19 protein-coding genes are annotated in these 22,619 nt (G+C 70.8%); 12 read left to right on the top strand and 7 right to left on the bottom strand.

Features of this window, described 5'->3' with window-relative positions; all coding sequences use genetic code 11:
* Positions 1-10: 10 nt before the first annotated feature.
* Complete coding sequence (locus JUB10_RS09045; RefSeq protein WP_307859167.1) at positions 11-1,030, bottom strand: LacI family DNA-binding transcriptional regulator; 1,020 nt, start codon at positions 1,028-1,030, stop codon at positions 11-13.
* 153 nt (positions 1,031-1,183) lie between these two features.
* Between JUB10_RS09045 and JUB10_RS09040 the strand changes: the two genes are divergently transcribed.
* The 8 genes from JUB10_RS09040 (at position 1,184) to JUB10_RS09005 (ending at position 10,999) form a co-directional block, all read left to right on the top strand.
* Entirely contained in the window at positions 1,184-2,710 is a 1,527-nt protein-coding gene (locus JUB10_RS09040; protein ID WP_307859166.1) for a sugar ABC transporter ATP-binding protein, read from the top strand.
* Positions 2,707-3,732, top strand: coding sequence for an ABC transporter permease (locus JUB10_RS09035; protein WP_207455710.1), 1,026 nt, complete (start codon positions 2,707-2,709; stop codon positions 3,730-3,732). Before JUB10_RS09040 ends, JUB10_RS09035 begins: the two co-directional genes overlap by 4 nt.
* A complete protein-coding gene (locus JUB10_RS09030) occupies positions 3,729-4,778 on the top strand; it encodes an ABC transporter permease (RefSeq protein ID WP_207455697.1) in 1,050 nt (349 codons plus the stop codon). The genes JUB10_RS09035 and JUB10_RS09030 overlap by 4 nt, the downstream gene beginning before the upstream one ends.
* A gap of 39 nt (positions 4,779-4,817) precedes the next feature.
* Positions 4,818-5,858: a rhamnose ABC transporter substrate-binding protein gene (gene rhaS / locus JUB10_RS09025; RefSeq protein WP_207455695.1), complete on the top strand. Its 1,041-nt coding sequence runs from the start codon at positions 4,818-4,820 to the stop codon at positions 5,856-5,858.
* Between the two features lie 90 nt (positions 5,859-5,948).
* Entirely contained in the window at positions 5,949-6,302 is a 354-nt protein-coding gene (locus JUB10_RS09020; RefSeq protein ID WP_207455693.1) for an L-rhamnose mutarotase, read from the top strand.
* Between the two features lie 43 nt (positions 6,303-6,345).
* On the top strand, positions 6,346-7,509 hold the full coding sequence (rhaI, locus tag JUB10_RS09015) for an L-rhamnose isomerase (RefSeq protein ID WP_207456075.1): 1,164 nt from the start codon (positions 6,346-6,348) through the stop codon (positions 7,507-7,509).
* A 6-nt stretch (positions 7,510-7,515) separates the two neighbouring features.
* On the top strand, positions 7,516-9,549 hold the full coding sequence (locus JUB10_RS09010) for a bifunctional aldolase/short-chain dehydrogenase (protein WP_207455692.1): 2,034 nt from the start codon (positions 7,516-7,518) through the stop codon (positions 9,547-9,549).
* Between the two features lie 13 nt (positions 9,550-9,562).
* Entirely contained in the window at positions 9,563-10,999 is a 1,437-nt protein-coding gene (locus JUB10_RS09005; RefSeq protein ID WP_207455690.1) for a rhamnulokinase, read from the top strand.
* Between the two features lie 135 nt (positions 11,000-11,134).
* Here JUB10_RS09005 and JUB10_RS09000 read toward each other — a convergent pair whose 3' ends face one another.
* A complete protein-coding gene (locus JUB10_RS09000; protein ID WP_207455688.1) occupies positions 11,135-11,815 on the bottom strand; it encodes a FadR/GntR family transcriptional regulator in 681 nt (226 codons plus the stop codon).
* Positions 11,816-11,870: 55 nt separating this feature from the next.
* Between JUB10_RS09000 and JUB10_RS08995 the strand changes: the two genes are divergently transcribed.
* Positions 11,871-13,229, top strand: coding sequence for an alpha-hydroxy acid oxidase (locus JUB10_RS08995; protein WP_207455687.1), 1,359 nt, complete (start codon positions 11,871-11,873; stop codon positions 13,227-13,229).
* A gap of 127 nt (positions 13,230-13,356) precedes the next feature.
* On the opposite strand, the gene JUB10_RS08990 is transcribed toward JUB10_RS08995, so the two are convergent.
* Positions 13,357-13,653: a hypothetical protein gene (locus JUB10_RS08990; RefSeq protein ID WP_207455685.1), complete on the bottom strand. Its 297-nt coding sequence runs from the start codon at positions 13,651-13,653 to the stop codon at positions 13,357-13,359.
* Between the two features lie 108 nt (positions 13,654-13,761).
* On the opposite strand from JUB10_RS08990, the gene JUB10_RS08985 reads away from it, so the two are divergent.
* Positions 13,762-14,742: an ATP-binding cassette domain-containing protein gene (locus tag JUB10_RS08985; protein ID WP_207455683.1), complete on the top strand. Its 981-nt coding sequence runs from the start codon at positions 13,762-13,764 to the stop codon at positions 14,740-14,742.
* Positions 14,739-15,602, top strand: coding sequence for an ABC transporter permease (locus JUB10_RS08980; protein ID WP_207455675.1), 864 nt, complete (start codon positions 14,739-14,741; stop codon positions 15,600-15,602). Before JUB10_RS08985 ends, JUB10_RS08980 begins: the two co-directional genes overlap by 4 nt.
* Positions 15,603-15,654: 52 nt before the next feature.
* Here the strand turns inward: JUB10_RS08980 and JUB10_RS08975 are convergent, their stop codons facing one another.
* The 4 genes from JUB10_RS08975 to ddaH form a co-directional block, all read right to left on the bottom strand.
* Positions 15,655-18,606, bottom strand: coding sequence for an AAA family ATPase (locus JUB10_RS08975; RefSeq protein ID WP_207455673.1), 2,952 nt, complete (start codon positions 18,604-18,606; stop codon positions 15,655-15,657).
* Complete coding sequence (locus JUB10_RS08970; protein WP_207455671.1) at positions 18,603-19,754, bottom strand: exonuclease SbcCD subunit D; 1,152 nt, start codon at positions 19,752-19,754, stop codon at positions 18,603-18,605. Before JUB10_RS08970 ends, JUB10_RS08975 begins: the two co-directional genes overlap by 4 nt.
* Positions 19,755-20,010: 256 nt before the next feature.
* Positions 20,011-21,228 carry an ornithine--oxo-acid transaminase gene (gene rocD, locus JUB10_RS08965; protein WP_207455669.1) on the bottom strand — a complete coding sequence of 406 codons (1,218 nt, stop codon included), beginning with the start codon at positions 21,226-21,228 and terminating at the stop codon, positions 20,011-20,013.
* Positions 21,225-22,073 carry a dimethylargininase gene (gene ddaH, locus JUB10_RS08960; RefSeq protein WP_207455667.1) on the bottom strand — a complete coding sequence of 283 codons (849 nt, stop codon included), beginning with the start codon at positions 22,071-22,073 and terminating at the stop codon, positions 21,225-21,227. The genes rocD and ddaH overlap by 4 nt, the downstream gene beginning before the upstream one ends.
* A gap of 98 nt (positions 22,074-22,171) precedes the next feature.
* Here ddaH and JUB10_RS08955 point away from each other — a divergent pair, with 98 nt between their 5' ends.
* A complete protein-coding gene (locus tag JUB10_RS08955; protein WP_207455665.1) occupies positions 22,172-22,609 on the top strand; it encodes an Lrp/AsnC family transcriptional regulator in 438 nt (145 codons plus the stop codon).
* Positions 22,610-22,619 lie beyond the last annotated feature (10 nt).

Here is a 22,619-nt window from a genome sequence, read left to right as displayed (position 1 = left end):
GAGCAGCCCGCTACCCGGCATCCTTCACGGTCGACTGGCGCACGACGAGCTCGGGCAGGTACACCGTCTGGCGCGGGATGAGTTCGGGGTCGTTCGTCTCCTCCAGCAGGATGCGCAGCGCGGTCTGCCCGATGACGCGGCTGGGCTGGCGCATCGACGACAGCGGCACGGCCGCGGCGGCGGCGAAGGGGATGTCGTCGAAGCCGAGCAGGGCGATCTCGTCGGGGATGAGCACCTGGCGCGAGACGACGAGCGCCTGCAGCAGCCCGAGCGCGATGAGGTCGTTGGCCGCGAAGATCGCGTCGGGCCGGTCGCGCTTCGGCCGGTCGAGGATGCGGCGCCCGGCGACAACCCCCTCGTCGACCGTGAGCGCCTCGACGGGCAGCACCTCGATGTCGACGCGCTCGCCGCTGCTCTCGGCGGCGACGCGGGCGCCGGCCAGGCGGTCGGAGACCTGGCGCAGGTTGAACGGCCCGCCGACGAACGCGATGCGGCGGCGTCCGGTCTCGATCAGGTGCTCCACCGCCATCCGCCCACCGGCGACGTTGTCGACCGAGACGGAGCTGAACCGGCCGTTGCCGCTGAAGCGGTCGACGAGCACGGCGGCAATTCCCCGGGCCTTCAGGCGTTCGAGCCGCCGCACGATGTCGCCGTACGGCGAGATCAGCACGCCGCGCACGCGCTGCTCCTCGAACAGGTCGAGGTACATGCCCTCGCGCCCGGCATCCTCGTCGGTGTTGCCGTGCAGGATCGCGATGCCGTGCTTCGACGCCTCGTCCTCGGCGCCGCGCACCACCTCGTTGAAGAACGGGTTCTGCCCGTCGAGCACTACGAAGCCGACGCTCGAGCTCACGCCCGCGCGCAGCTGGCGGGCGGCGTCGTTCCGCACGTAGCCGAGCTGCTCGATCGCGTGGCTGACTCTCGTCAGCGCGTCCTGCGAGACGCCCTCGGGGCGGTTCAGGACGTTCGAGACCGTGCCCACGGACACGCCTGCGAGCTTCGCGACATCGCGGATGCTCGTCGGTGGCACAGGAGACTCCCTCGTCTTAGATGCTGCTGTGAACATACATGAATCGGTTCATCTACGGCGCTTGACCTTGCGTCGCCGTTGCCCCTAGGGTGACCGTGAACAGGCGCCTGAATCGTTTCAGGGCCGATTACCTCGACGGAGAGGAGCCGCCAGGTGACGTCTCAGCTGGACCGCGATGCGCGGGTCCCGGAGCTCACGCTCTCGAAGGTGGTGAAATCCTTCGGTCCGGTGGTCGCCCTGCGATCCGGTTCCCTCACCCTGCAGCCCGGCTCCATCCACGCGCTCGTGGGCGAGAACGGCGCCGGCAAGTCCACGCTCGTGAAGATCATCGCGGGGCTGTACCGCCGTGACGCCGGCGAGTTCACGCTCCGCGGCGAGAGCGTCGACTTCACCTCGACGGCCCAGGCCAAGGAGGCCGGGATCGCGGTCATCTACCAGGAGCCGACCCTCTTCCCCGACCTCTCGGTCACCGAGAACATCTTCATGGGCCGCCAGCCGACCGGCCGCTTCGGCCGGATCGACCGCCGGGCGATGCGCCGCGAGACGCAGGAGATCTTCGAGCGGCTCGGCGTGCGCCTCGACCCCGACCGCATCACCGAGGGTCTCTCGATCGCCGACCAGCAGATCATCGAGATCGCGAAGGCCATCTCGCTCGATGCCCGCGTGCTGATCATGGACGAGCCGACCGCCGCGCTCAGCGGCAACGAGGTCGAGCGCCTCTTCGCCGTCGCCCGCGGTCTGCGGGACGAAGGCCGCGCGATCCTCTTCATCTCGCACCGCTTCGACGAGGTCTTCGACCTGTGCGACACCGTCACCGTCATGCGCGACGGCGCCTACGTCTTCACCACGCCCATCGCCGAGACCAGCGTCGACGAGATCGTGCGCGCAATGGTCGGCCGCGACATCCAGGAGCTGTTCCCGAAGCAGGAGACGACGGTCGGCGAGGAGCTGCTGCGCGTCGAGGGCCTCGACTCCCCCGGCGTCTTTCACGACATCAGCTTCAGCGTGCGTGCCGGCGAGATCGTCGGGCTCGCGGGACTCGTGGGCGCCGGCCGCAGCGAGGTCGCCCGCGCCATCTTCGGCGTGGACGGCTACACGAGCGGCAGCGTCACCGTCGGTGGCAAGCCGCTGCCGAAGCGGCAGCCCCGCGCGGCGATGGCGGCCGGGATCGCCCTCGTGCCCGAGGACCGGCGCAAGCAGGGTCTCGTGCTCGAGTCATCCGTCGCCCGCAACACGACGCTCGCGATCCGTGACCGGCTGTCGAGGCTCGGCATCCTCACGACCGGACGCGAGAACACCGCGTCGCAGGTGTGGGCGAGCCGCCTCGAGGTGAAGACGAGCTTCCTCGACACCGAGGCGGGCACCCTGAGCGGCGGCAACCAGCAGAAGGTCGTGCTCGGCAAGTGGCTCGCCACCGACCCGAAGGTGCTCATCATCGACGAGCCGACCCGCGGCATCGACGTCGGCACGAAGAGCGAGGTGCACCGGCTGCTCTCCGAGCTTGCCGGCCGCGGCCTCGGCATCCTCATGATCTCGTCGGAGCTGCCCGAGGTGCTCGGCATGGCCGACCGCGTTCTCGTCATGCGCGAGGGCCGCATCACCGCCGAACTCACCCGCGACGAGGCCACCCCCGAGTCGGTCATGTTCGCCGCGACCCACGAGCAGGAGCCTGCCCGATGACCACCGCCGCCCCTCCCCGCCAGACGCCCCGCTTCGCGGCGCTCGGCCGCGGCCTGAAAGTCCGCGAGCTCGGCATCCTGCTCGCCCTCGTGCTCATCGTGCTGGCTGCGACGGTGCGCAACCCGAGCTTCCTCTTCAGCGCCGACGGCTACCGCGACCTGCTGCTGACCCCGTCGATCCTGCTGCTCGTCGCGGTGGGTCAGGCCATCGTCATCATCACGCGGAACGTCGATCTCTCGGTCGGCTCGACGCTCGGTCTCACGGCGTACCTCACCGGGCGGCTGTTCATCGACGTGCCCGGCATCCCCGTGATCGTGGTCTTCGCCGCCGGCATCCTGTTCGGGGCCGTCATCGGCTTCGTCAACGGCGCCCTCGTCGCCTACGCCGGAGTGCCCGCCCTCGTCATCACGCTCGGCACGCTCTACATCCTGCGCGGGCTCAACGTGGCCTGGGCCGGCAGCGACCGCATCAACGCCTCGGACCTGCCGCGCGACTTCCGCGGTCTCGGCACGGGCCAGATCGCGACGATCCCGATCCTCACGATCATCGCCGTGCTCGTGCTGATCGCCGCCGCGTTCTACCTGCGCAACACCCGCGGCGGCCGCGAGTTCTACGCCATCGGGTCGGACCCCAACGCCGCCCGCCTCTACGGCCTCCGCGTCAACCGCCGCATCATCACCGCGTTCGTCGTCGGCGGCGCGCTCGCCGGGCTCGCCGGCGTGCTCTACGCCGCCCGCTACGGCACGGTCAGCTCCGGCGCCGGCACCGGCTGGGAGCTGCAGGCGGTCGGCGCCGCGGTCATCGGCGGCGTCGCGATCTCCGGCGGCAGCGGCACGCTCTGGGGCGCCGCGATCGGCGCCTTCCTCCTGCTGACCATCAACCGCGCGCTCCCCATCCTCGGCATCGAGGACTTCTGGCAGCGCGCCGTCGTCGGCGTCCTCATCATCGGCGCGATCGTGCTGGATCGCCTCCTCGCCCTGCGCCAGTCCCGCAAGCTGCTCGAAGCGAGGGAGACGGAATGACCGACACCATCGCGGCCGCACCCGCCGCACGCTCCTACCAGCCGCATCAGCGGCCGCTCTGGCAGCGCATCCTGCTCACCCGCGAGAGCGCAGTCATCGCCGCGCTGCTGATCGTGATCGCCGTGTCGCTCGCGACCGTGCGCAACTTCGACAGCCCGCTCACGGTGACCTACCTCGTGCTCGACATCGCGCCGATCCTGCTGATCGCGCTGCCGATGGCCCTCATCATCGTCACCGAGGAGATCGACCTCTCGGTCGCGAGCATCGTGGGACTCGCGAGCGTCACGCTCGGTCTCGCCGTGCAGGCCGGGGTGCCGATGCCCGCCGCGATCCTGCTCACGCTCACCGTCGGCCTCGTCGCCGGAGCGCTCAACGGGTTCCTCATCACCGTCGTCGGGCTGCCGTCGCTCGCCGTCACGATCGGCACTCTCGCGCTGTTCCGCGGCATCGCCGTCGGCCTGCTCGGCACGACCGCGATCACGGACTTCCCCGAGTTCTGGACCGACCTCGCCCGCGACCGCATCGAGGGCACGCCGATCCCGCTCATCGCGATCCCGATCGTGCTGCTGTTCGTGATCTTCTCGCTCGTGCTGCACTTCACGCCCTTCGGCCGCGGCATCTACGCGATCGGCCTCAACAAGGAGGCGGCGCACTTCTCGGGCGTGCACGTCGGGCGCACCAAGTTCACGCTGTTCGTGCTCAGCGGCGTGGTCTCGGCCTTCGCCGGCATCTTCTTCACGCTCAACTACGGCAGCGCGCGCGGCGACAACGCGACCGGCCTCGAGCTCAGCGTCATCGCGGCGGTGCTGCTCGGCGGCGTCTCGATCTTCGGCGGCCGCGGCGCCCTGCACGGGGTCTTCGCCGGCGTGCTGCTCATCGGGGTGCTCGGCAGCGCACTGCGGCTGTCGAACGTGTCATCCGACATCATCAACGTCATCACCGGGGTGCTGCTCGTCCTCTCGGTGGTCGGCTCGAGCCTCCTCGCCCTGGCGCGCCGTGCGCGCATCGGCGCGAGGAAGAAGGACGCCACTCCGACCGCACCGTAGGGCCGGCGTCCGCAATCACCCATCAGAGAGGAAACAAGGATGTTCCAGCAGTTCCAGCGCCGGGGTCGCCTCGCGGCGATCGCGGCAGTGACCGTCACGGTCGCCCTCGCGGCGACCGGTTGCTCCAGCGCCGGTGGCGGAGGCGAAGGCGGCGGCGAGGGTGGCGGCGACACCACGATCACCTTCCTGCCGAAGAACCTCGGCAACCCGTACTTCGACACCTCCAACGCCGGCGGCCAGGAGGCCGTCGAGGAGTTCGGCGGCACCTTCGCCGAGGTCGGCCCCACCGAGGCGACCCCGACCTCGCAGGTGAGCTTCATCCAGACCGCGGCGCAGCAGGGCACCTCGGCGCTCGTCATCTCGGCGAACGACCCGACGGCCATCGGCGACGCCCTGCAGGAGGCGCGCGACGCCGGCACCAAGGTCGTCACCTTCGACTCCGACACCGACCCCGAGTTCCGCGACATCTTCATCAACCAGGCGAGCGCCGAGGGCATCGCCAAGGTGCAGGTCGACCTCATCGCCGAGCAGATCGGCGACCAGGGTCAGGTGGCGATCCTCTCGGCCTCCGCGAACGCGACCAACCAGAACGCCTGGATCGAGCTCATGCAGGAGGAGCTCGAGGCCAACCACCCGAACATCGAGCTCGTCGACGTCGTCTACGGCGACGACGACGACCAGACGTCGTTCGACCGCACCGCGGCGCTGCTGCAGACCTACCCCGACCTCGCCGGCATCATCTCGCCGACGACCGTCGGCATCGCCGCGGCCGCCCGCTACCTCTCCACCTCGGAGTTCAAGGGCCAGGTCGCGCTGACCGGCCTCGGCACCCCGAACCAGATGCGCGAGTACGTCGAGGACGGCACCGTCACCGCGTTCGCGCTGTGGAACCCGGCCGACCTCGGCTACCTCGCGGCCTACGCCGCGAAGGCCCTCGTCGACGGTGACATCACCGGCGAGGAAGGCGACACCTTCGAGGCGGGCAAGCTCGGCGAGTACGAGGTCGGCGCCGACGGCGTCGTGCTCCTCGGCGACCCGTTCGAGTTCAACGCCGACAACATCGGCGACTTCGACTTCTAAGTCGCCGTCCACACCGTGCACCCCGGCGCCCCGCTCGAGACTCTCGGGCGGGGCGCCGTTCTCACGCCACGCTCCCCCGAAAGGAACACCATGCAGCGCGTCTGCTTCACCCTCCGCGTCCACCCCGAAAAGCTCGACGAGTACCTCGAGCGCCACGACCCGGTCTGGCCGGAGATGCTGCGCGAGATCGCGGCATCCGGCCGTCGCAACTACTCCCTCTTCCACGCCGGCGAGGGGCAGCTGATCGGCTACTTCGAGACCGACGACCTCGAGGGCTCGCAGCGCTACCTCGCCGAGTCGGAGGTCGCGGCCCGCTGGGAGGCGGAGATGGTGCACTTCCTCGACACGGGTGGGGCGCGCGCCGACCAGGGCTTCGTCGCCTTCCCGGTGATCTTCAACCTCGAGGACCAGCTCGCCGCTGTTGAGGAAAACGAGTCGCGCTGATAGCCTCATTGAAACGTTTCACAACGCACAAGGATCAATGACGATGACAAGCTTCGCCGACATCACCGCCGAGCTCGAAAAGCAGGCGATCGAACTGCCCTCGTGGGCCTTCGGCAACTCCGGCACCCGCTTCAAGGTCTTCGCGACGCCGGGCACGCCCCGCACCGTCGAGGAGAAGATCGCGGATGCCGCGCAGGTGCACAAGCTCACCGGGCTCGCCCCCTCGGTGGCCCTGCACATCCCGTGGGACAAGAGCGACGACTACGACGCGCTCCGCCGCTTCGCGGAGGACCAGGGCGTCGCGCTCGGCACCATCAACTCCAACACGTTCCAGGACGACGACTACAAGTTCGGCGCCCTGACCCACCACGACGACCGCATCCGCCGCAAGGCCATCGACCACCACCTCGAGTGCATCGACATCATGGATGCCACCGGGTCGCGCGACCTCAAGATCTGGCTCGCCGAGGGCAGCAACTACCCCGGCCAGAACGACATGCGCGCCCGCCAGGACCGCCTGCAGGAGTCGCTGCAGGAGATCTACGCCCGCATCGGCGAGGAGCAGCGCCTCGTGCTCGAGTACAAGTTCTTCGAGCCGGCGTTCTACCACACGGATGTCCCGGACTGGGGCACGAGCTACGTGCAGGTGGCCGCCCTCGGCGAGCGCGCCATGGTCTGCCTCGACACCGGGCACCACGCGCCCGGCACCAACATCGAGTTCATCGTCATGCAGCTGCTGCGCCTCGGCAAGCTCGGCTCGTTCGACTTCAACTCGCGCTTCTACGCCGACGACGACCTCATCGTGGGCTCGGCCGACCCGTTCCAGCTGTTCCGCATCATCGTCGAGGTCGTCCGCGGCGGCGGCTACGGCAACCCGGATGTCGCGTTCATGCTCGACCAGTGCCACAACATCGAGAACAAGATCCTCGGCCAGACGCGCAGCGTGCTGAACGTGCAGGAGATGACCGCCCGCGCGCTGCTGCTCGACCACGAGGCGCTCGAGCAGGCACGCCAGGAGAACGACGTCCTCGCCGCGAACGCGGTCTTCATGGACGCCTTCTACACCGACGTCCGCCCGGCGCTCGCCGACTGGCGGGAGAGCCGCGGCCTGCCGCGCGACCCGATGGCCGCGTTCAAGGAGAGCGGATACCAGCAGAAGATCGAGGCCGAGCGCGTCGGTGGCGCGCAGGCCGGATGGGGAGCCTGAACCACGATGGCGACAGCAGCCGAAGAACTCATCGCGCGCAGCAACCGGCTGGGTGCTGACCCGAGGAACACCAACTACGCCGGCGGCAACACCTCCGCCAAGGGCACCGCGACCGACCCCGTCACGGGCGAGGACGTCGAGCTGCTCTGGGTGAAGGGCTCCGGCGGCGACCTCGGCACCCTCAAGGAGTCGGGCCTCGCGGTGCTCCGCCTCGACCGCCTCCGCGCGCTCGTCGACGTCTACCCGGGCGTCGAGCGCGAGGACGAGATGGTCGCGGCGTTCGACTACACGCTGCACGGCAAGGGCGGCGCCGCGCCGTCGATCGACACGGCCATGCACGGCCTCGTCGACGCCGCACACGTCGACCACCTGCACCCCGACTCCGGCATCGCGATCGCGACCGCCGCCGACGGCGAGCGCATCACGGCCGAAGCGTTCGGCGGCAAGGTCGTGTGGGTGCCGTGGCGCCGACCCGGCTTCCAGCTCGGGCTCGACATCGCCGAGATCAAGGCGCAGAACCCGGATGCCATCGGCTGCATCCTCGGCGGGCACGGCATCACCGCGTGGGGCGACACCTCCGACGAGGCCGAGCGCAACAGCCTCTGGATCATCGAGACCGCGGCGGGCTACATCGCCGAGCACGGCCGCGAGAACCCGTTCGGCGAGAGGCTCGACGGCTACGCCCCGCTCGCGCCGGAGGAGCGCCGCGCCCGCGCGGCCGCGCTCGCCCCGGTCATCCGTGGCATCGCCTCCACCGACCGCGCGCAGGTGGGTCACTTCACCGACGCCGACGTCGTGCTCGACTTCCTCGAGCACTCGGAGCACCCGCGTCTCGCCGCCCTCGGCACGAGCTGCCCCGACCACTTCCTGCGCACGAAGGTCAAGCCGCTCGTGCTCGACCTGCCGCCCACGGCATCCGTCGAGGAGTCGATCGAGCGCCTCACCGAGCTGCACGAGCAGTACCGCCAGGACTACGCCGCGTACTACGAGGCGTACGCCACCGAGGACTCACCCGCGATGCGCGGTGCTGACCCCGCGATCGTGCTGATCCCGGGCGTCGGCATGTTCTCCTACGGCGCCAACAAGCAGACCGCACGCGTTGCCGGCGAGTTCTACATCAACGCCATCAACGTCATGCGCGGAGCCGAGGCGATCTCGACCTACTCGCCGATCAGTGACGAGGAGAAGTTCCGCATCGAGTACTGGGCGCTCGAGGAGGCGAAGCTCCAGCGGATGCCGAAGCCGAAGCCCCTCGCGACCCGCATCGCGCTCGTCACCGGTGCCGCCTCCGGCATCGGCAAGGCCATCGCCACCCGCCTCGCGGCCGAGGGCGCGTGCGTCGTCATCGCCGACCTCGACCTCGAGAAGGCGCAGGCCGCCGCGGCCGAGATCGGCAACACCGACGTCGCGATCGGCGTCGTCGCCAACGTCACCGACGAGGCGGCCGTGCAGGCCGCCATCGACGCGACCGTGCTCGCCTTCGGCGGGCTCGACATCGTCGTGAACAACGCCGGCCTGTCGCTGTCGAAGTCGCTGCTCGAGACCACGGTCGCGGACTGGGATCTGCAGCACAACGTCATGGCCAAGGGCTCGTTCCTCGTGTCGAAGGCTGCCGCGAAGGTGCTCATCGACCAGAAGCTCGGCGGCGACATCGTCTACATCTCGTCGAAGAACTCCGTCTTCGCAGGCCCGAACAACATCGCGTACTCGGCGACCAAGGCCGATCAGGCCCACCAGGTGCGTCTGCTCGCGGCGGAGCTCGGTGAGCACGGCGTCAAGGTCAACGGCATCAACCCCGACGGCGTCGTGCGCGGCTCGGGCATCTTCGCCGGCGGCTGGGGCGCGAAGCGCGCCGCCGTCTACGGAGTGCCGGAGGAGGAGCTCGGCAAGTACTACGCCCAGCGCACCCTGCTCAAGCGCGAGGTGCTGCCGGAGAACGTCGCGAACGCCGTGTTCGTGCTCTGCACGAGCGACATGAGCCACACGACCGGGCTGCACATCCCGGTCGACGCCGGCGTCGCCGCCGCCTTCCTGCGATGAGCGGGGCCCTGCGGTGACGACGACGCTCGCCGCCGTCGACCTCGGTGCGACGAGCGGCCGGGTGGTGCTCGGTCACCTCGACCGCGCCGACTTCCGGATGCACATCGCGGCGCGCTTCCCGAACACGCCGGTGCGCACGCCGGACGGGCTGCACTGGAACATCCTCGAGCTCTACCGCAGCGTGCTGGCCGGCCTGACCGGCGCGCTGCGGGAGCACGAGGTCGCCTCGATCGGCATCGACTCGTGGGCCGTCGACTACGCACTCGTGCGCGGCGGCCGGATGCTCGGGGTGCCGTTCCACTACCGGGACGAGCGCACGGAGCGCGGCGTCGAACTCGTGCACGCGAAGGTCGGGGCTGAGGAGCTGTACCGCGAGAGCGGCCTGCAGCACCTGCCGTTCAACACGGTGTTCCAGCTCGCCGCCGAACAAGCGGACGCCGGGGAGCTCGACCCGCGCGACCGGATGCTGATGATCCCGGATCTGCTCGCCTACTGGCTGACCGGCGAGCAGGGGGTCGAGCGCACCAATGCGTCGACGACCGGCCTGCTGAGCGTCACCTCGGGCGGCTGGAACTCGAGTCTCATCGAGCTGCTCGGCTACCCACGCGAGCTGTTCCCGCGGCTCGTCGACCCGGGCGCGACCATCGGCACGCTGCTGCCGTCGGTCGCGACCGAGCTCGGCGCGCGCTCGGCCATCCCGGTGACGGCGGTCGGCTCGCACGACACGGCCTCGGCCGTGGTCGCGGTGCCCGCGGCATCCGCCGACTACGCCTACATCAGCTGCGGCACCTGGGGTCTCGTCGGCGTCGAGCTCGAGCGTCCCGTCGTGACGGATGCCGGGCGTGCGGCCAACTTCACCAACGAGGGCGGCGTCGACGGGCGCATCCGCTACCTGCACAACGTCATGGGCCTCTGGCTGCTGACGGAGAGCGTGCGGGAGTGGGAGCGCGACGGCAGCGAGATCCACCTGCCCTCGCTGCTCGAGGCGGCCGCGGCGGTGACGGGCGAGATCCCCACCTTCGACGCGAACGACACGGAGTTCCTCGCCCCCGGCCGCATGGCGACGCGCATCGTCGAGCACTGCTGTGCCCGTGGCATCCGCGTCTCCGTCGACGACCGGGCGTTCCTCGCCCGCGTCATCGTGGAGAGCCTCGCCGAGGCGTTCGCGCGGGCCGTGCACCAGGCGTCGGAACTCTCGGGCCACCCGGTGTCGACCGTGCACATCGTCGGCGGCGGCTCACAGAACGCCCTGCTCTGCCAGGCGATCGCCGATCGGGTCGGGCTGCCCGTGCTCGCCGGCCCCGTCGAGGCGACCGCGATGGGCAATCTGCTCGTCCAGGCGCGGGCTGTCGGCGCGCTCAGCGGCGACCTCGAGTCGCTGCGCGCGGTCGTGCGCAGCGTCGTCGCGCCGGTGGCGTACGCGCCGCGGACCCTGGCGCAGCGGGGCTGACGCGTCCCTGTCGGGAGCGCGGGCTGCCTTCGGGCGGTCCGCGCTCTTCGCGTTCCGGGCGGCCGTGACGGCCGTCAGCCGCGCGCTGAGCGCGAGCACGGAGTCGGCTCGTCGCCGGCGGCTCAGCTCGCGGGGTCAGTCGGCGCGCGCGCGGTAGTACCGCTCGATGTGCTCGGTCACGAGGCGGGATGCTGTCGCACTCTCGCCCGCCTCGATCGCGACGAGGATCGCGCGGTGCTCCTCCTGCAGCCGACGCGCGGTCTCGGTCCACGCGCCGCCGGAGTCGGCGAGGCCGAGGGTGTAGTTGCGGATCGACTCGCGGATCGAGGCCATCATCGCGCCAACGAGCGGATTGCCCGTCGCCTGCGACAGCGCGACGTGGAAGGCGGCGTCGCGTTCGAGGAAGTCGGCGGGGCCGAGCCCCTGCTGGTCCATCTCGTCGAGCAGGGCGTGGGCCTGCACCAGCGAGAGCGAGTCGCTCTCGGCGTTGCCCGCCGCCCAGCCCTCGAGCACGAGACGCGCCTGCATGACGTGCGCGGAGGTGAAGTGGGCGGATGCCAGGTGCAGCCGCAACGCGGCGCTCAGCGCGAGCGACGGCTCGGCGACCACCACGGTGCCGGCGGTCGGTCCGGAGCCCACGCCGCTGCGCAGGATGCCGAGCATCTCGAGCACCCGGAGCCCCTCGCGGGCGGCGGCGCGGGAGACTCCGAGCTCCTCGGCGAGCGCCCGCTCGGGCGGCAGGCGGTCGCCGACCGAGAGCCTCCCGGAGGACAGCTCCTCCTCGACCCAGTCCACGACCACCTGGTGCGCACGCATCGCCACAACGCTAGTATCGTCTGTGGTCAGACCACAGCGCTCGGAAGGAACAGCAATGGCGCTTCAACGCCGAATCCCCACCTATCACGACCTCGCGCCGCTCATGCAGTTCAAGACGCCGGACCTCAACGCGAAGCGTCGCCGGCTGTCGAAGGCGCTGACGATCTACGACCTCAAGCAGATCGCGCAGCGCCGCACCCCGAAGGCGCCCTTCGACTACACCGACGGCTCCGCCGAGGCCGAGCTCAGCCTGGGCCGGGCCCGCCAGGCGTTCGAGGACATCCAGTTCAACCCGTCGATCCTCCGCGACGTCTCGACCGTCACCACCGGCTGGGACGTACTCGGCGCCCCCGTCGCCTACCCCTTCGGCATCGCGCCGACCGGGTTCACGCGCATGATGCACTCCGAGGGCGAGGTCGCCGGTGCGACCGCCGCCGCGGCCGCGGGCATCCCGTTCGCCCTCTCCACGATGGGCACCACGTCGATCGAGGACGTCAAGGCGGCCGCTCCACACGGGCGCAACTGGTTCCAGCTCTACATGTGGAAGGACCGCGAGCGCTCGATGGCGCTCGTCGAGCGCGCCGCCAACGCGGGCTACGATACCCTCCTCGTCACGGTCGACGTCCCCGTCGCCGGTGCGCGCCTGCGCGACAAGCGCAACGGCTTCTCGATCCCGCCGCAGCTCACGCTCGGCACGGTCGTCAATGCGATCCCCCGCCCCGAGTGGTGGATCAACTTCCTCACCACCGAGCCGCTGTCGTTCGCGTCGCTCAACAAGTGGTCGGGCACCGTCGGCGAGCTGCTCGACACCATGTTCGACCCGACCGTCACGTTCGAGGACCTGGCCTGGATCAAGGACCAGTGGCCCGGCAAGGTCGTCGTCAAGGGCGTGCAGAACGTCGACGACGCCAAGAAGCTCGCCGACCTCGGCGTCGACGGCATCACCCTGTCGAACCACGGCGGCCGCCAGCTCGACCGCGCCCCGATCCCCTTCCACCTCCTGCCGGAGGTCGTGCGCGAGGTCGGCAACGAGTACGAGATCCACCTCGACACCGGCATCATGTCGGGCGCCGACATCGTGGCATCCGTCGCCCTCGGCGCCCGCTTCACGATGATCGGCCGCGCCTACCTCTACGGCCTCATGGCCGGCGGGCGCGACGGGGTGGACCGCGCGCTCTCCATCCTCGGCGAGCAGATCGAGCGCACGATGCGCCTGCTCGGCGTCAACTCGCTCGAGGAACTCAACCCCTCGCACGTCACGCAGCTCGAGCGCCTGGCGCCGCGGGCCGTGCACGGTGCAGCAGTGTCGGCGGCGGATGTGGCGTCGTCGCGCCCCCGCGGCACCGCGACGGCCGCGCGCACCGCGGGCACCCGCGAGGCGGCGAAGGTGGGCAGCGGCAGGCTCGTCGACTGACCCTCGTCGTAGAAGAAGCCGCGTTCCCTCGGGGGCGCGGCTTCTTCGCGTTTCACACCGGGCGGTGCGGCGTACCGCGACCTTCGCCCTGGTCTCGATAGGCGGCTGCGTCACTCGACCGGCGGGGTCAGAACGTCAGGCGCGGCTCCCAGCCGACCGTGTTGCTCAGCAGCATCCGTAGTTCGAGAGCGGCGGTGCGGGCCGCCTCCTCGCTCTCGTCGCTGACGACGTCGATCGCGAGCGGCGGCGGGTCGCCGAAGCGCGGGATCTCGACGTACGCGCGCTCTCCGCCGGGCAGCCGCACGTGGGCGTCCATCGTGCCCGCGCCGGTCACCGGGACGTCCATCGCGAGCGCGATCACGGCCAACGCGTCGATGCGGCTCAGCGCGACGTCGACCACGAGAGTCGCGACGCCGCCTGCCATACCGCCAGCGTAGGCACGCGCCCTGCATCGTTCACCGGAAGTCCGTCGACAATGTCGGTGGCAATGTGTACGTTGTCCACCTGCAGGTAGTTCCGACCAGGAGGCGGCATGGCGTTCATCGAAGCGACGGACCTCGTCAAGACCTACAACCCCAAGGGAGCGCCGGTCGTGCGGGCGCTCGACGGCCTCAGCCTCGAGGTGCCACGCGGCACCGTGCTCGGCCTGCTGGGGCCCAACGGCGCGGGCAAGACCACCACCGCGAAGGTGCTCACCACGCTCATCACCCCGGACTCCGGCAGCGCGGCGATCGACGGGATCGACGTGCTGCGCGAGCCCGACCGCATCCGCCGGATGATCGGCGCCTCGGGGCAGTACGCCGCGGTCGACGAGAACCTCACCGGGTTCGAGAACCTCGACATGATCGGGCGGCTGTACCACCTCGGCGGCAGGCAGTCGCGGGCGAGGGCGCGGGAGCTCATCGACCTGTTCGACCTCTCCGAGGCGGGCAACCGCCCGGTGAAGGGGTTCTCGGGCGGCATGCGCCGGCGCATCGACCTCGCCGGCGCGCTAGTGATCAATCCGCCCGTGCTCTTCCTCGACGAGCCGACCACCGGGCTCGACCCCCGCAGCCGCCTCGGTCTGTGGGACATCATCACGAGCCTCGTCGACGGCGGCACGACCGTGCTGCTGACGACGCAGTACCTCGAGGAGGCCGACCGCCTCGCCGACGACATCGTCGTGATCGACGAGGGCAAGGTCATCGCCCGGGGCACCGCCGACGAGCTCAAGTCGCAGGTCGGCGGTCAGCGGGTCGAGATCAGCCTCGTCTCCGGCGACGACCGCGACCGGGCGGTCGAGATCCTCGACCGGGTCGGCACGACGTCGACGGATGTCACGGCCGACGGCCGCACCCTCTCGACCACCGTCGCCGACGGGCCCGCCGCCCTGCAGCAGGTGCTCGCCGACGTCCGGGCCCTGGGCATCCAGCTGCACGACGCCGGCATGCAGCGCCCCACGCTCGACGACGTGTTCCTCACGATCACCGGCCGCACGGCGAGCCACGACGACAAGGAGGAGGCGGCGGCATGACCACCACGACCCGCCCCACGACAGCCACCGGTGCCCCGCAGCTGGAGCCGGCGCCGAACAACACGCTCGCCACCTGGTTCAACGACGGCTGGATCACGACGCGGCGCAACCTCATCAAGATCAAGCGCGTGCCCGACATCCTCGTCTTCACGACGCTGCAGCCGATCATGTTCGTGCTGCTGTTCAGCCAGGTCTACGCGGGCAGCATCGACATCCCGGGCAGCAACTACACCGAGTTCATCATGGCCGGCATCTTCGCCCAGACGGTCGTGTTCGGCTCGACCTACTCCGGCTCCGCCATGGCGCAGGACCTCAAGGAAGGCATCATCGACCGCTTCCGCACGCTGCCGATGAGCCCGTCGGCCGTGCTGATCGGCCGCACGAACGGCGACCTGTTCATCAACGCGCTGTCGTTCGTGGTGATGATCGCCACGGGTCTGCTCGTGGGGTGGCGGGTGCGCTCGAGCATCCTCGAGGCGGTCGCGGGGGTCGCGCTGCTGCTGCTGTTCGCCTACGCATTCTCGTGGGTGATGGCCTTCCTCGGCATGAGCGTGCGCAGCCCCGAGGTGATCAACAACGTGTCGTTCCTGATCCTCTTCCCGCTCACGTTCATCTCGAACGCGTTCGTGCCCAGCGAGAACCTGCCGACGCCCCTGCGCGTGTTCGCCGAGTGGAATCCCGTGTCCGCACTCGTGCTGGCGGCACGTCAGCTGTTCGGCAACGTCCCCGAGGGCTACCAGCCCGGCGACTCGTGGCCGCTGCAGAACCCGGTGCTGACCGTGCTGATCGGCGTCGTGGTGCTGCTCGTGGTGTTCGTGCCGCTGTCGATCCGCAAGTTCCGCACGATCAGCAGTCGCTAGGCGGGCATGGGCGCCGGGCCTCAGGCCCGCGCGCCCACGCTTCCCCGCCGGCTCAGCCGCCCACCGTCTCCTTGGTCAGGATCTCGCTCTCGCCCGAGGGCGCGACGCGGATGTGCAGCTTCGCCGGGATCCGCTCCTTCATGGACTCGACGTGGCTGATCACGCCGACGGTGCGGCCACCCGCGCGCAGGGCGTCGAGCGCGTGCATCGCGACCTCGAGCGTCTCGCCGTCGAGCGACCCGAAGCCCTCGTCGACGAAGAGGGTGTCGAGCCGGATGCCTCCGGCCTGCTCGGACACGACCTCGGCCAGCCCCAGGGCGAGCGACAGCGAGGCGAGGAACATCTCGCCGCCCGAGAGCGACGCCGGCTGCCGCACGAGCCCGGTGTGGGAGTCGAGCACGCCGATGCCGAGACCGGTCTCGGCGTTGCGGAACTGCTTCTCGTCGTCGAGCTTCAGCTCGTACCGTTCCGAGGTCATCGTGTGGAGCCTGCGATTCGCGGCCGCGATGATCGACTCCAGCCGCCCGGCGAGCACGAACGTCTCGAGACGCATCCGTCGCGTGTTCGGCTCGTCCCCCCGCACGACCGCGGCGAGCGCGCTGACCCGGGCGTGCTCCTCGAGCATCCGCTCGGAACGCGCGAGCAGGTCCTCGACCTCGATGACCTTCCCGCCGACGAACTCGAGGCGCGTGTTGAGCGCGGCGCGGGCCGCGAGCACCTCGTCGCGCTCGGCGCGTGCGACGGCGGCGGCGTCCCGGGCGGGCGCGGGGTCGACGGGGTCGTCGGGCAGTTCGGCGAGCTGGGCTTCGTCGAGCTGAGCGCGCACCGCGGCGAGCTCCTCACGGTGCGCGTCCACGGTGCGGCTCAGGCGGTCGACCTCGGTCGCCGTGAGGTGTGCGGCGACGAGCGCGTCGGCACCCGCGAAGCCCTGCTCCTCGAGCGCCTCGTCGAGCGATGCCCGCGCGGTGGTCGCGGCAGCGGCGCGCTCCTCGGCGACACGACGGGCCTCGACGAGGTCGCGCGCGGCCGCGAGCGAGGTCTCCGCATCGCCGACGCATCGCGCCACGGACACCGCGTCGCCACGCATCTCCGCGACGCGGGCGGCTACGGCCGTGTGCGCCGCGACGGCGTCGCTCTGCTGCTGCACGAGTTCCGCGCGTTCGGCCGCGAGTCGCTCCGACCGCTCGCGCAGGTCGGCGAGTTCGGTCTCGAGCTGGGCGCGCTGCGTCTGCAGCTCGGCGAGCCGCTCGGCGGCGGCACGGGCGGCGGCGCAGCGATCGGCCGCGGCGGCGCACTCGTCGGTGAGCGCGCCGACCGTGCGGCCTTCGGTCCGGGCGGTGGCAGCGGCGACCTCCGCCTCCAGCCCCCGCAAGCTGTCCTGCGCTCGGTCGAGGGCGGCGCGGGCACCCGAGGCGGCCGCGTCGGCGGCGTCGAGGTCCTCCGGTGCGACGAGTGGGCTGTCGGTGGCGGCAGGTGCCGGGTGCTCGGTGCCGCCGCAGACGACGCAGGGCTCGCCGGGCGTCAGCTGCTCGGCGAGTTCGAACGCCATGTGATCGATGCGGCGGCGGAGCAGCGCGTCGTAGGCGGCTGCCGCGGCGGCGTTGGTCGCGCTGGCGTCGAGCAGGGCACGGCGAGCGAGGTCGAGCTCTCCCTGCAGCTTCTCGGCTCGGCGGGCCTCGGCGAGCACCTCGTCGAGCTGCCGCACGTCCCGCTTCCGGTCGGCGAGCGTGGCCGCGAGTTCGGCGAGCGGCGTCGACTCCTCGTCGAGCTCGGCGAAGCGCTGCGGAACCTCGTCGAGGGCCGTGCGGATCGACACGGCGGCGCCGTCGTGCTGCTCGATGGCCGCGGCGGCCGCTGTCACCTCGCGCTCGAGCGCGGGCAGCCGCTCCTCGTCGGCGAGCGCGGCGCGCAGCACGCCGAGCCGAGCGGACTGCTCCTCGACGAACGAGTCGAGGTCCGCGACGTCCGTGGTTTCGGTCGCCCGCCATGCGGCGGTGAGGCGGGCAGCACGCTCGGCACTCGCGACGGCATCGGCGTCGGCCGTGCGGCATCCGGTGAGCAGGGGCCAGACGACGGCGGCGCGTCGGGCGGCGGTCACCCGCGCGGCGGCGTCGTCCACGTCGGCCTGCCTTGAGAGGAGGTCCTCGAGCTTGCCGCGGGCACGGTCGCGACGTTCCTGCCGCTCGGCGAGGGCGGTGACGCGGGCGAGCTCGAGCTCGGCGGCCTCCGAGCGGGAGGTCGCGGCGCGGGCGGCGACATCGGCCTGGAAGAGTTCGTCGGCGAGCCCCTGCCGGGTGGAGGTGAACCAGGCGAGGTCGGGCTCGACTCGTTCCTCGACTCCGGCCTGCTGTGCGACGACGGTCGCGAGGTGCTGCAGCCGGCTGCGGGCGTCGGCGACCTGGGCGTCGAGCGCGCGGCGGCGCTCGTGCAGGGCGGACTCGAGCCGCTCGAAGCGCTCGGTGCCGAAGAGTGCTCGGAGCAGGGCGCGGCGCTCGTCGGTCTTCGCGAGCAGGAAGCGCTGGAAGCGGTTTTGCGCGAGCAGGATGACCTGCAGGAACTGGTCGGCCTTGATGGGCAGGATCTCGGTCAGCTCGGTGCCGACGTCGACGGCCCGCGCGGCGACCCCGACCCACTCGTCACCGTCGAGGCGGAACAGCCTGGCCTCCGACTTCGCGGTCGTGAGACCGCCGCCTCGCTTCGCAGGGCGCTGGTACTCGGGGGTGCGCCACACGCGGTAGGTCTCGCCGTGCACGTCGAAGTCGAGCTCGACGAAGCTCGGGTCGTCGGGCGAGCAGTGGTGGCTGCGCGGCTTGCTCTCCCGCCCCTCGAAGCGAGGGATCGTGTTGTAGAGCGCGAAGCAGATGGCGTCGAGAATGCTCGACTTGCCGGCCCCGGTCTTGCCGGTGATGAGGAAGAGGCCCTCCTCGTCGAAGCGGTCGAAGTCGACGACCTGCTCCCCGCGGTACGGCCCGAACCCCGCGAGTCGCAGCCGGCGGATCCTCACGCGGTCACCTCCGAGGCGCGCTCCCCCGCGAGCAGTTCCTCGACGAGCGCTGTCTCGAACGAGGTCGGACCGACCCCGTTGCGCACGTGGGCGAGGAACTCGGCGACGATCTGCCCGTCGGACTGACCCTTCACGCGTTCGCCGTAGCTCGCGGCGCTGTCCTCGGCGACCACGCTCGGGCGCCACTCGAATGCGACGCAGTGCGGGAAGCGGGCCTGCAGGCGGCGGATGCCGTCGATGGGGCGCACCCGGTCGGTGACAACGGCCTTGACCCAGCAGCCGGTGTGCTCGTCGTGCGCGGCATCCGTCAGCAACTCGTCGAGCTCGCCTGTGAGCTGCACGAGGGTGCGGGGTACCGGGAGGTCGAGCCACTCGACGGTGCCGAGCCCGTCGGGGCCGAGCTCGACGAGCCATCCGCCGCGGGGCTTGCCCGCCTCGGAGAAGGAGTAGTGCAGCGGGGCACCCGAGTAGCGGACGCTCTCGCTGATCGTCTGCCGGCCGTGGATGTGCCCGAGCGCGACGTAATCGGCGTCGGCGAACACCGAGGCGGGCACGAGGTCGAGCCCGCCTGAGGAGATGTCCCGCTCGACGTCGCTCGCCGCGACCCCGGCGGCGAAGCAGTGGGAGAGCACGACCGAGCGGCTGCCGCGGCGCCCGCGGTCGTCGCGGATGCGCTGCATTGCGAAGGTCAGCGCCTGCTCGTGCGTGCGCAGCTCGACGCCCGGGTAGTCGTGGCGGATGAGCGCCGGCTCGAGGTACGGGATGCCGTAGAAGTGCACGTCGCCGTGCTCGTCCTCGAGGGTCACCGGCTCATCGAGCCGCCCGTGCTCGGTGAGGACGTGGATGCCGGCGAGGCGGATCCACTCCGCGTGGAAGCCGAGCCGGGTGATCGAGTCGTGGTTGCCGCTCGTCGCGACGATCGTGGCGCCCGCCTCGCGGATGCTGCGGAAGGCGTGCTGCAGCAGCTTCATGGCATCCGCCGACGGGGTTGCGGAGTCGAAGACGTCGCCCGCGACGAGCACGACGTCGACGCGGCGCTCGGCCACCACCGCGGCGAGCGCGTCGAGCACCTGGCGGAGGTGCTCGAGCGTCGAGTGCGTGTGGAACGTGCGGCCGATGTGCCAGTCCGACGTGTGCAGGATCTTCACGCCGGGAACGCTAAGCGGGGCGACCGACATCGACGGTGAGCACCCGCCGGGGAGGGCGCGACTCACAGGGGCGGGGCGCGGGTGTCGAAGGAGAATCAGCGCTCTCGGGTCGGCTTCCGACCGGATTTGGCGGATTCTCCTTCGTCGGGTGCGCGGGGTTTCGATACGCCGGGCTTCGCCCGGCCGAGGCGCGCAGGCGGAAGCCCTCCTCAGGACGCAGGGGCATGCGTCGGGTTCCTGAGGAGGGCGGCCCGTGCTATGCGCCGAGTTCGGTGAGCACCCCTTCGAGTTGGTCGACGGCCCAGTCGAGGTCGTCGCGCTCGACGACGATCGGCGGGGCCAGGCGGATGGTGGAGCCGTGGGTGTCCTTCGCGAGCACGCCGCGCTCCATGAGGCGTTCGCACACCTCGCGTCCGGTGGCGAGGGCCGGGTCGATGTCGATGCCCGCCCAGAGTCCGGCACCGCGGACCGTCACGACACCGCGGCCAATGAGGGTGCGGAGGCGGGCGTGCAGGTGCTCGCCGAGCTCGCGGGCGCGCTGCTGGTACTCGCCGGTCGCGAGCAGGTCGACGACGGCGTGGCCGACGGCCGCGGCGAGCGGGTTGCCGCCGAAGGTGGAGCCGTGCTCGCCCGGGCGCAGCACGCCCAGGACATCCGCGTTGCCGACGACGGCGCTGACGGGCACGATCCCGCCGCCGAGCGCCTTGCCGAGCAGGTAGAGGTCGGGCACGACGCCCGCGTTCTCGCACTGGAACGTTGCGCCGGTGCGGCCGAGGCCCGACTGGATCTCGTCGGCGATGAAGAGCACGTTGCGCTCGCTCGTGATACGGCGCACCGCGGGCAGGTAGTCGGCCGGCGGAACGAGGATGCCCGCCTCACCCTGGATCGGCTCGATCAGCACGGCGACGGTGGTCTCGTCGATCGCCGCCTCGAGCGCGGCAGGGTCGCCGTAGGGCACGCTGCGGAAGCCCGGGGTGTACGGGCCGAAGTCGGCGCGTGCGTCGGGGTCGTTGGAGAAGCTGATGATCGTCGTCGTGCGGCCGTGGAAGTTGCCGTCGGCGACGATGATCGTCGCGCGCTCGGCGGGCACGCCCTTGACGCGGTAGCCCCAGGCCCGGGCGACCTTGATTGCGCTCTCGACGGCCTCGGCGCCGGTGTTCATCGGCAGCACCATGTCCTTGCCGGCGAGCGCCGCGAGCGCCGTCACGAACGGACCGAGCTGGTCGTTGTGGAACGCCCGGCTTGTCAGCGTGATGCGGTCGAGCTGCTCCTTGGCGGCGGCGACGAGGGCCGGATGCCCGTGGCCGAAGTTCACGGCCGAGTACGCGGCCAGGCAGTCGAGGTAGCGGCGGCCCGAGACATCCGTCACCCAGGCGCCCTCGCCGTGCGACACGACGACGGGGAGCGGGTGGTAGTTGTGCGCGGCGTGCTCGTGCTCGAGGCCGATGAAGTCGGTGTCGGTGGCGGTGGTCATGCTCGGAGCTCCAGGGTGCAGCACTTGACGCCGCCGCCTCCGCGGAGCAGCTCCGAGAGGTCGACGCCGATGGGGTTGAAGCCGCGCTCGCGCAGCTGGCGCTCGAAGTCCTTGGCTCGGGAGGCGATAACGATGTTGTAGCCGTCGGAGAAGGAGTTGAGGCCGAGCACGGCGGCGTCCTCCTCGGTGACGATGATCGCGTCGGGGAAGCGCTCGCGCAGGATCTCGAGCGAGGGCTCGTCGAAGGCGCTCGGCAGGTAGGCGATGTTCGCCGACTCGGGCCGGTCGTCGAGCACCGCGATGGCGGTGTCGAGATGGTAGTAGCTCGGGTTGACGAGGTTGAGCGAGACGACGGGACGGTCGAAGATGCGGCCGAGCTCGCCGTGGCTGTCGTTGGCGCTGCGGAAGCCGGTGCCGGCGAGGATCACGTCGCCGACGAGCAGGAAGTCGCCCTCGCCCTCGTTGATCTCCTTCGGCACCGCGACCTGGAAGCCGTTGGCTGCGAACCAGTCCATGTACGCGGGGCCCTCGGGCTGACGCTCGGGGTAGGTGAAGCTCGCGCCGTAGGCGACGCCGTCGAGGGTGAAGCCGCCGTTGGCCGCGTAGACCATGTCGGGCAGGCCGGGGATGGGGTCGATGAGCTTGACGTCGAAGCCGAGCCCCACGTACGTGTCGTGGAGCACCTCCCACTGCGCGACCGCCTTGGCGGTGTCGGTAGGGTTCTGCGGGAACATCCACGGGTTGATGCGGTAGCTCACGGTGAAGTGGTCGGGTCGGCACATGAGCACGGTCTTCGTGGCGGGCGTGCGGGTGGCGGATGTCACGAGCGGCTCGGTCAACGTCATGACTCTCATTGTGGGTGCACGGATGCGCTCGCCGCCGTGCTTCTCACGCAACGATCCTGCTTCTAGTGCTACTGCTACGCACGCAATATGCTCCGGACATGGACGATCTCGACTACGGCATCATCGAGCAGCTGCGCCGGAACGCCCGGGCGGGCTACGGCGACATCGGGTTGAAGGTCGGCCTGAGCGCCTCCGCGGTGAAGCGCCGCGTCGACCGGCTGCTCGCGGAGGGCGTGATCAAGGGCTTCACCGTGCAGGTCGACCCGACCGTCGAGGGCCGGGGCACCGAGGCTTTCGTCGAGCTGTTCTGCCGGGGCACCGTCGCGCCGGGCGAGCTGCGTCGCATCCTCTCGGCCGTGCCGGAGGTCGTCTACGCCGGCACCGTGACGGGTGGGGCGGATGCCATCGTGCAGATGCGCTCGCGCGACATCCCGTCCCTCGAGGACGCGCTCGAACGCGTGCGCAACGCCCCGAACGTCGACCACACCCGCAGCGCGATCGTGCTGTCGCGGCTCGTGGACCGGGCGCGCGACTGAGGCTCGGTGC

Source organism: Desertivibrio insolitus, assembly GCF_017355965.1.
Classification (GTDB): domain Bacteria; phylum Actinomycetota; class Actinomycetes; order Actinomycetales; family Microbacteriaceae; genus JAFIQW01.
The sequence above is the reverse complement of the archived record's forward strand: the minus strand, read 5'-3'. Positions and strand labels throughout refer to the sequence as shown.

Bases quoted from the DNA above. Each gene is read 5' to 3' on its own strand.
- JUB10_RS09030 (WP_207455697.1), top strand. From the start codon at position 3,729: ATGACCGACACCATCGCGGCCGCACCCGCCGCACGCTCCTACCAGCCG.
- JUB10_RS09000 (WP_207455688.1), bottom strand. From the start codon at position 11,815: ATGCGTGCGCACCAGGTGGTCGTGGACTGGGTCGAGGAGGAGCTGTCC.
- rhaS (WP_207455695.1), top strand. From the start codon at position 4,818: ATGTTCCAGCAGTTCCAGCGCCGGGGTCGCCTCGCGGCGATCGCGGCA.
- JUB10_RS09035 (WP_207455710.1), top strand. From the start codon at position 2,707: ATGACCACCGCCGCCCCTCCCCGCCAGACGCCCCGCTTCGCGGCGCTC.
- JUB10_RS09010 (WP_207455692.1), top strand. From the start codon at position 7,516: ATGGCGACAGCAGCCGAAGAACTCATCGCGCGCAGCAACCGGCTGGGT.
- JUB10_RS08985 (WP_207455683.1), top strand. From the start codon at position 13,762: ATGGCGTTCATCGAAGCGACGGACCTCGTCAAGACCTACAACCCCAAG.
- JUB10_RS08995 (WP_207455687.1), top strand. From the start codon at position 11,871: ATGGCGCTTCAACGCCGAATCCCCACCTATCACGACCTCGCGCCGCTC.
- ddaH (WP_207455667.1), bottom strand. From the start codon at position 22,073: ATGACGTTGACCGAGCCGCTCGTGACATCCGCCACCCGCACGCCCGCC.
- rhaI (WP_207456075.1), top strand. From the start codon at position 6,346: ATGACAAGCTTCGCCGACATCACCGCCGAGCTCGAAAAGCAGGCGATC.
- JUB10_RS09020 (WP_207455693.1), top strand. From the start codon at position 5,949: ATGCAGCGCGTCTGCTTCACCCTCCGCGTCCACCCCGAAAAGCTCGAC.
- rocD (WP_207455669.1), bottom strand. From the start codon at position 21,228: ATGACCACCGCCACCGACACCGACTTCATCGGCCTCGAGCACGAGCAC.
- JUB10_RS08990 (WP_207455685.1), bottom strand. From the start codon at position 13,653: ATGGCAGGCGGCGTCGCGACTCTCGTGGTCGACGTCGCGCTGAGCCGC.
- JUB10_RS08955 (WP_207455665.1), top strand. From the start codon at position 22,172: ATGGACGATCTCGACTACGGCATCATCGAGCAGCTGCGCCGGAACGCC.
- JUB10_RS08980 (WP_207455675.1), top strand. From the start codon at position 14,739: ATGACCACCACGACCCGCCCCACGACAGCCACCGGTGCCCCGCAGCTG.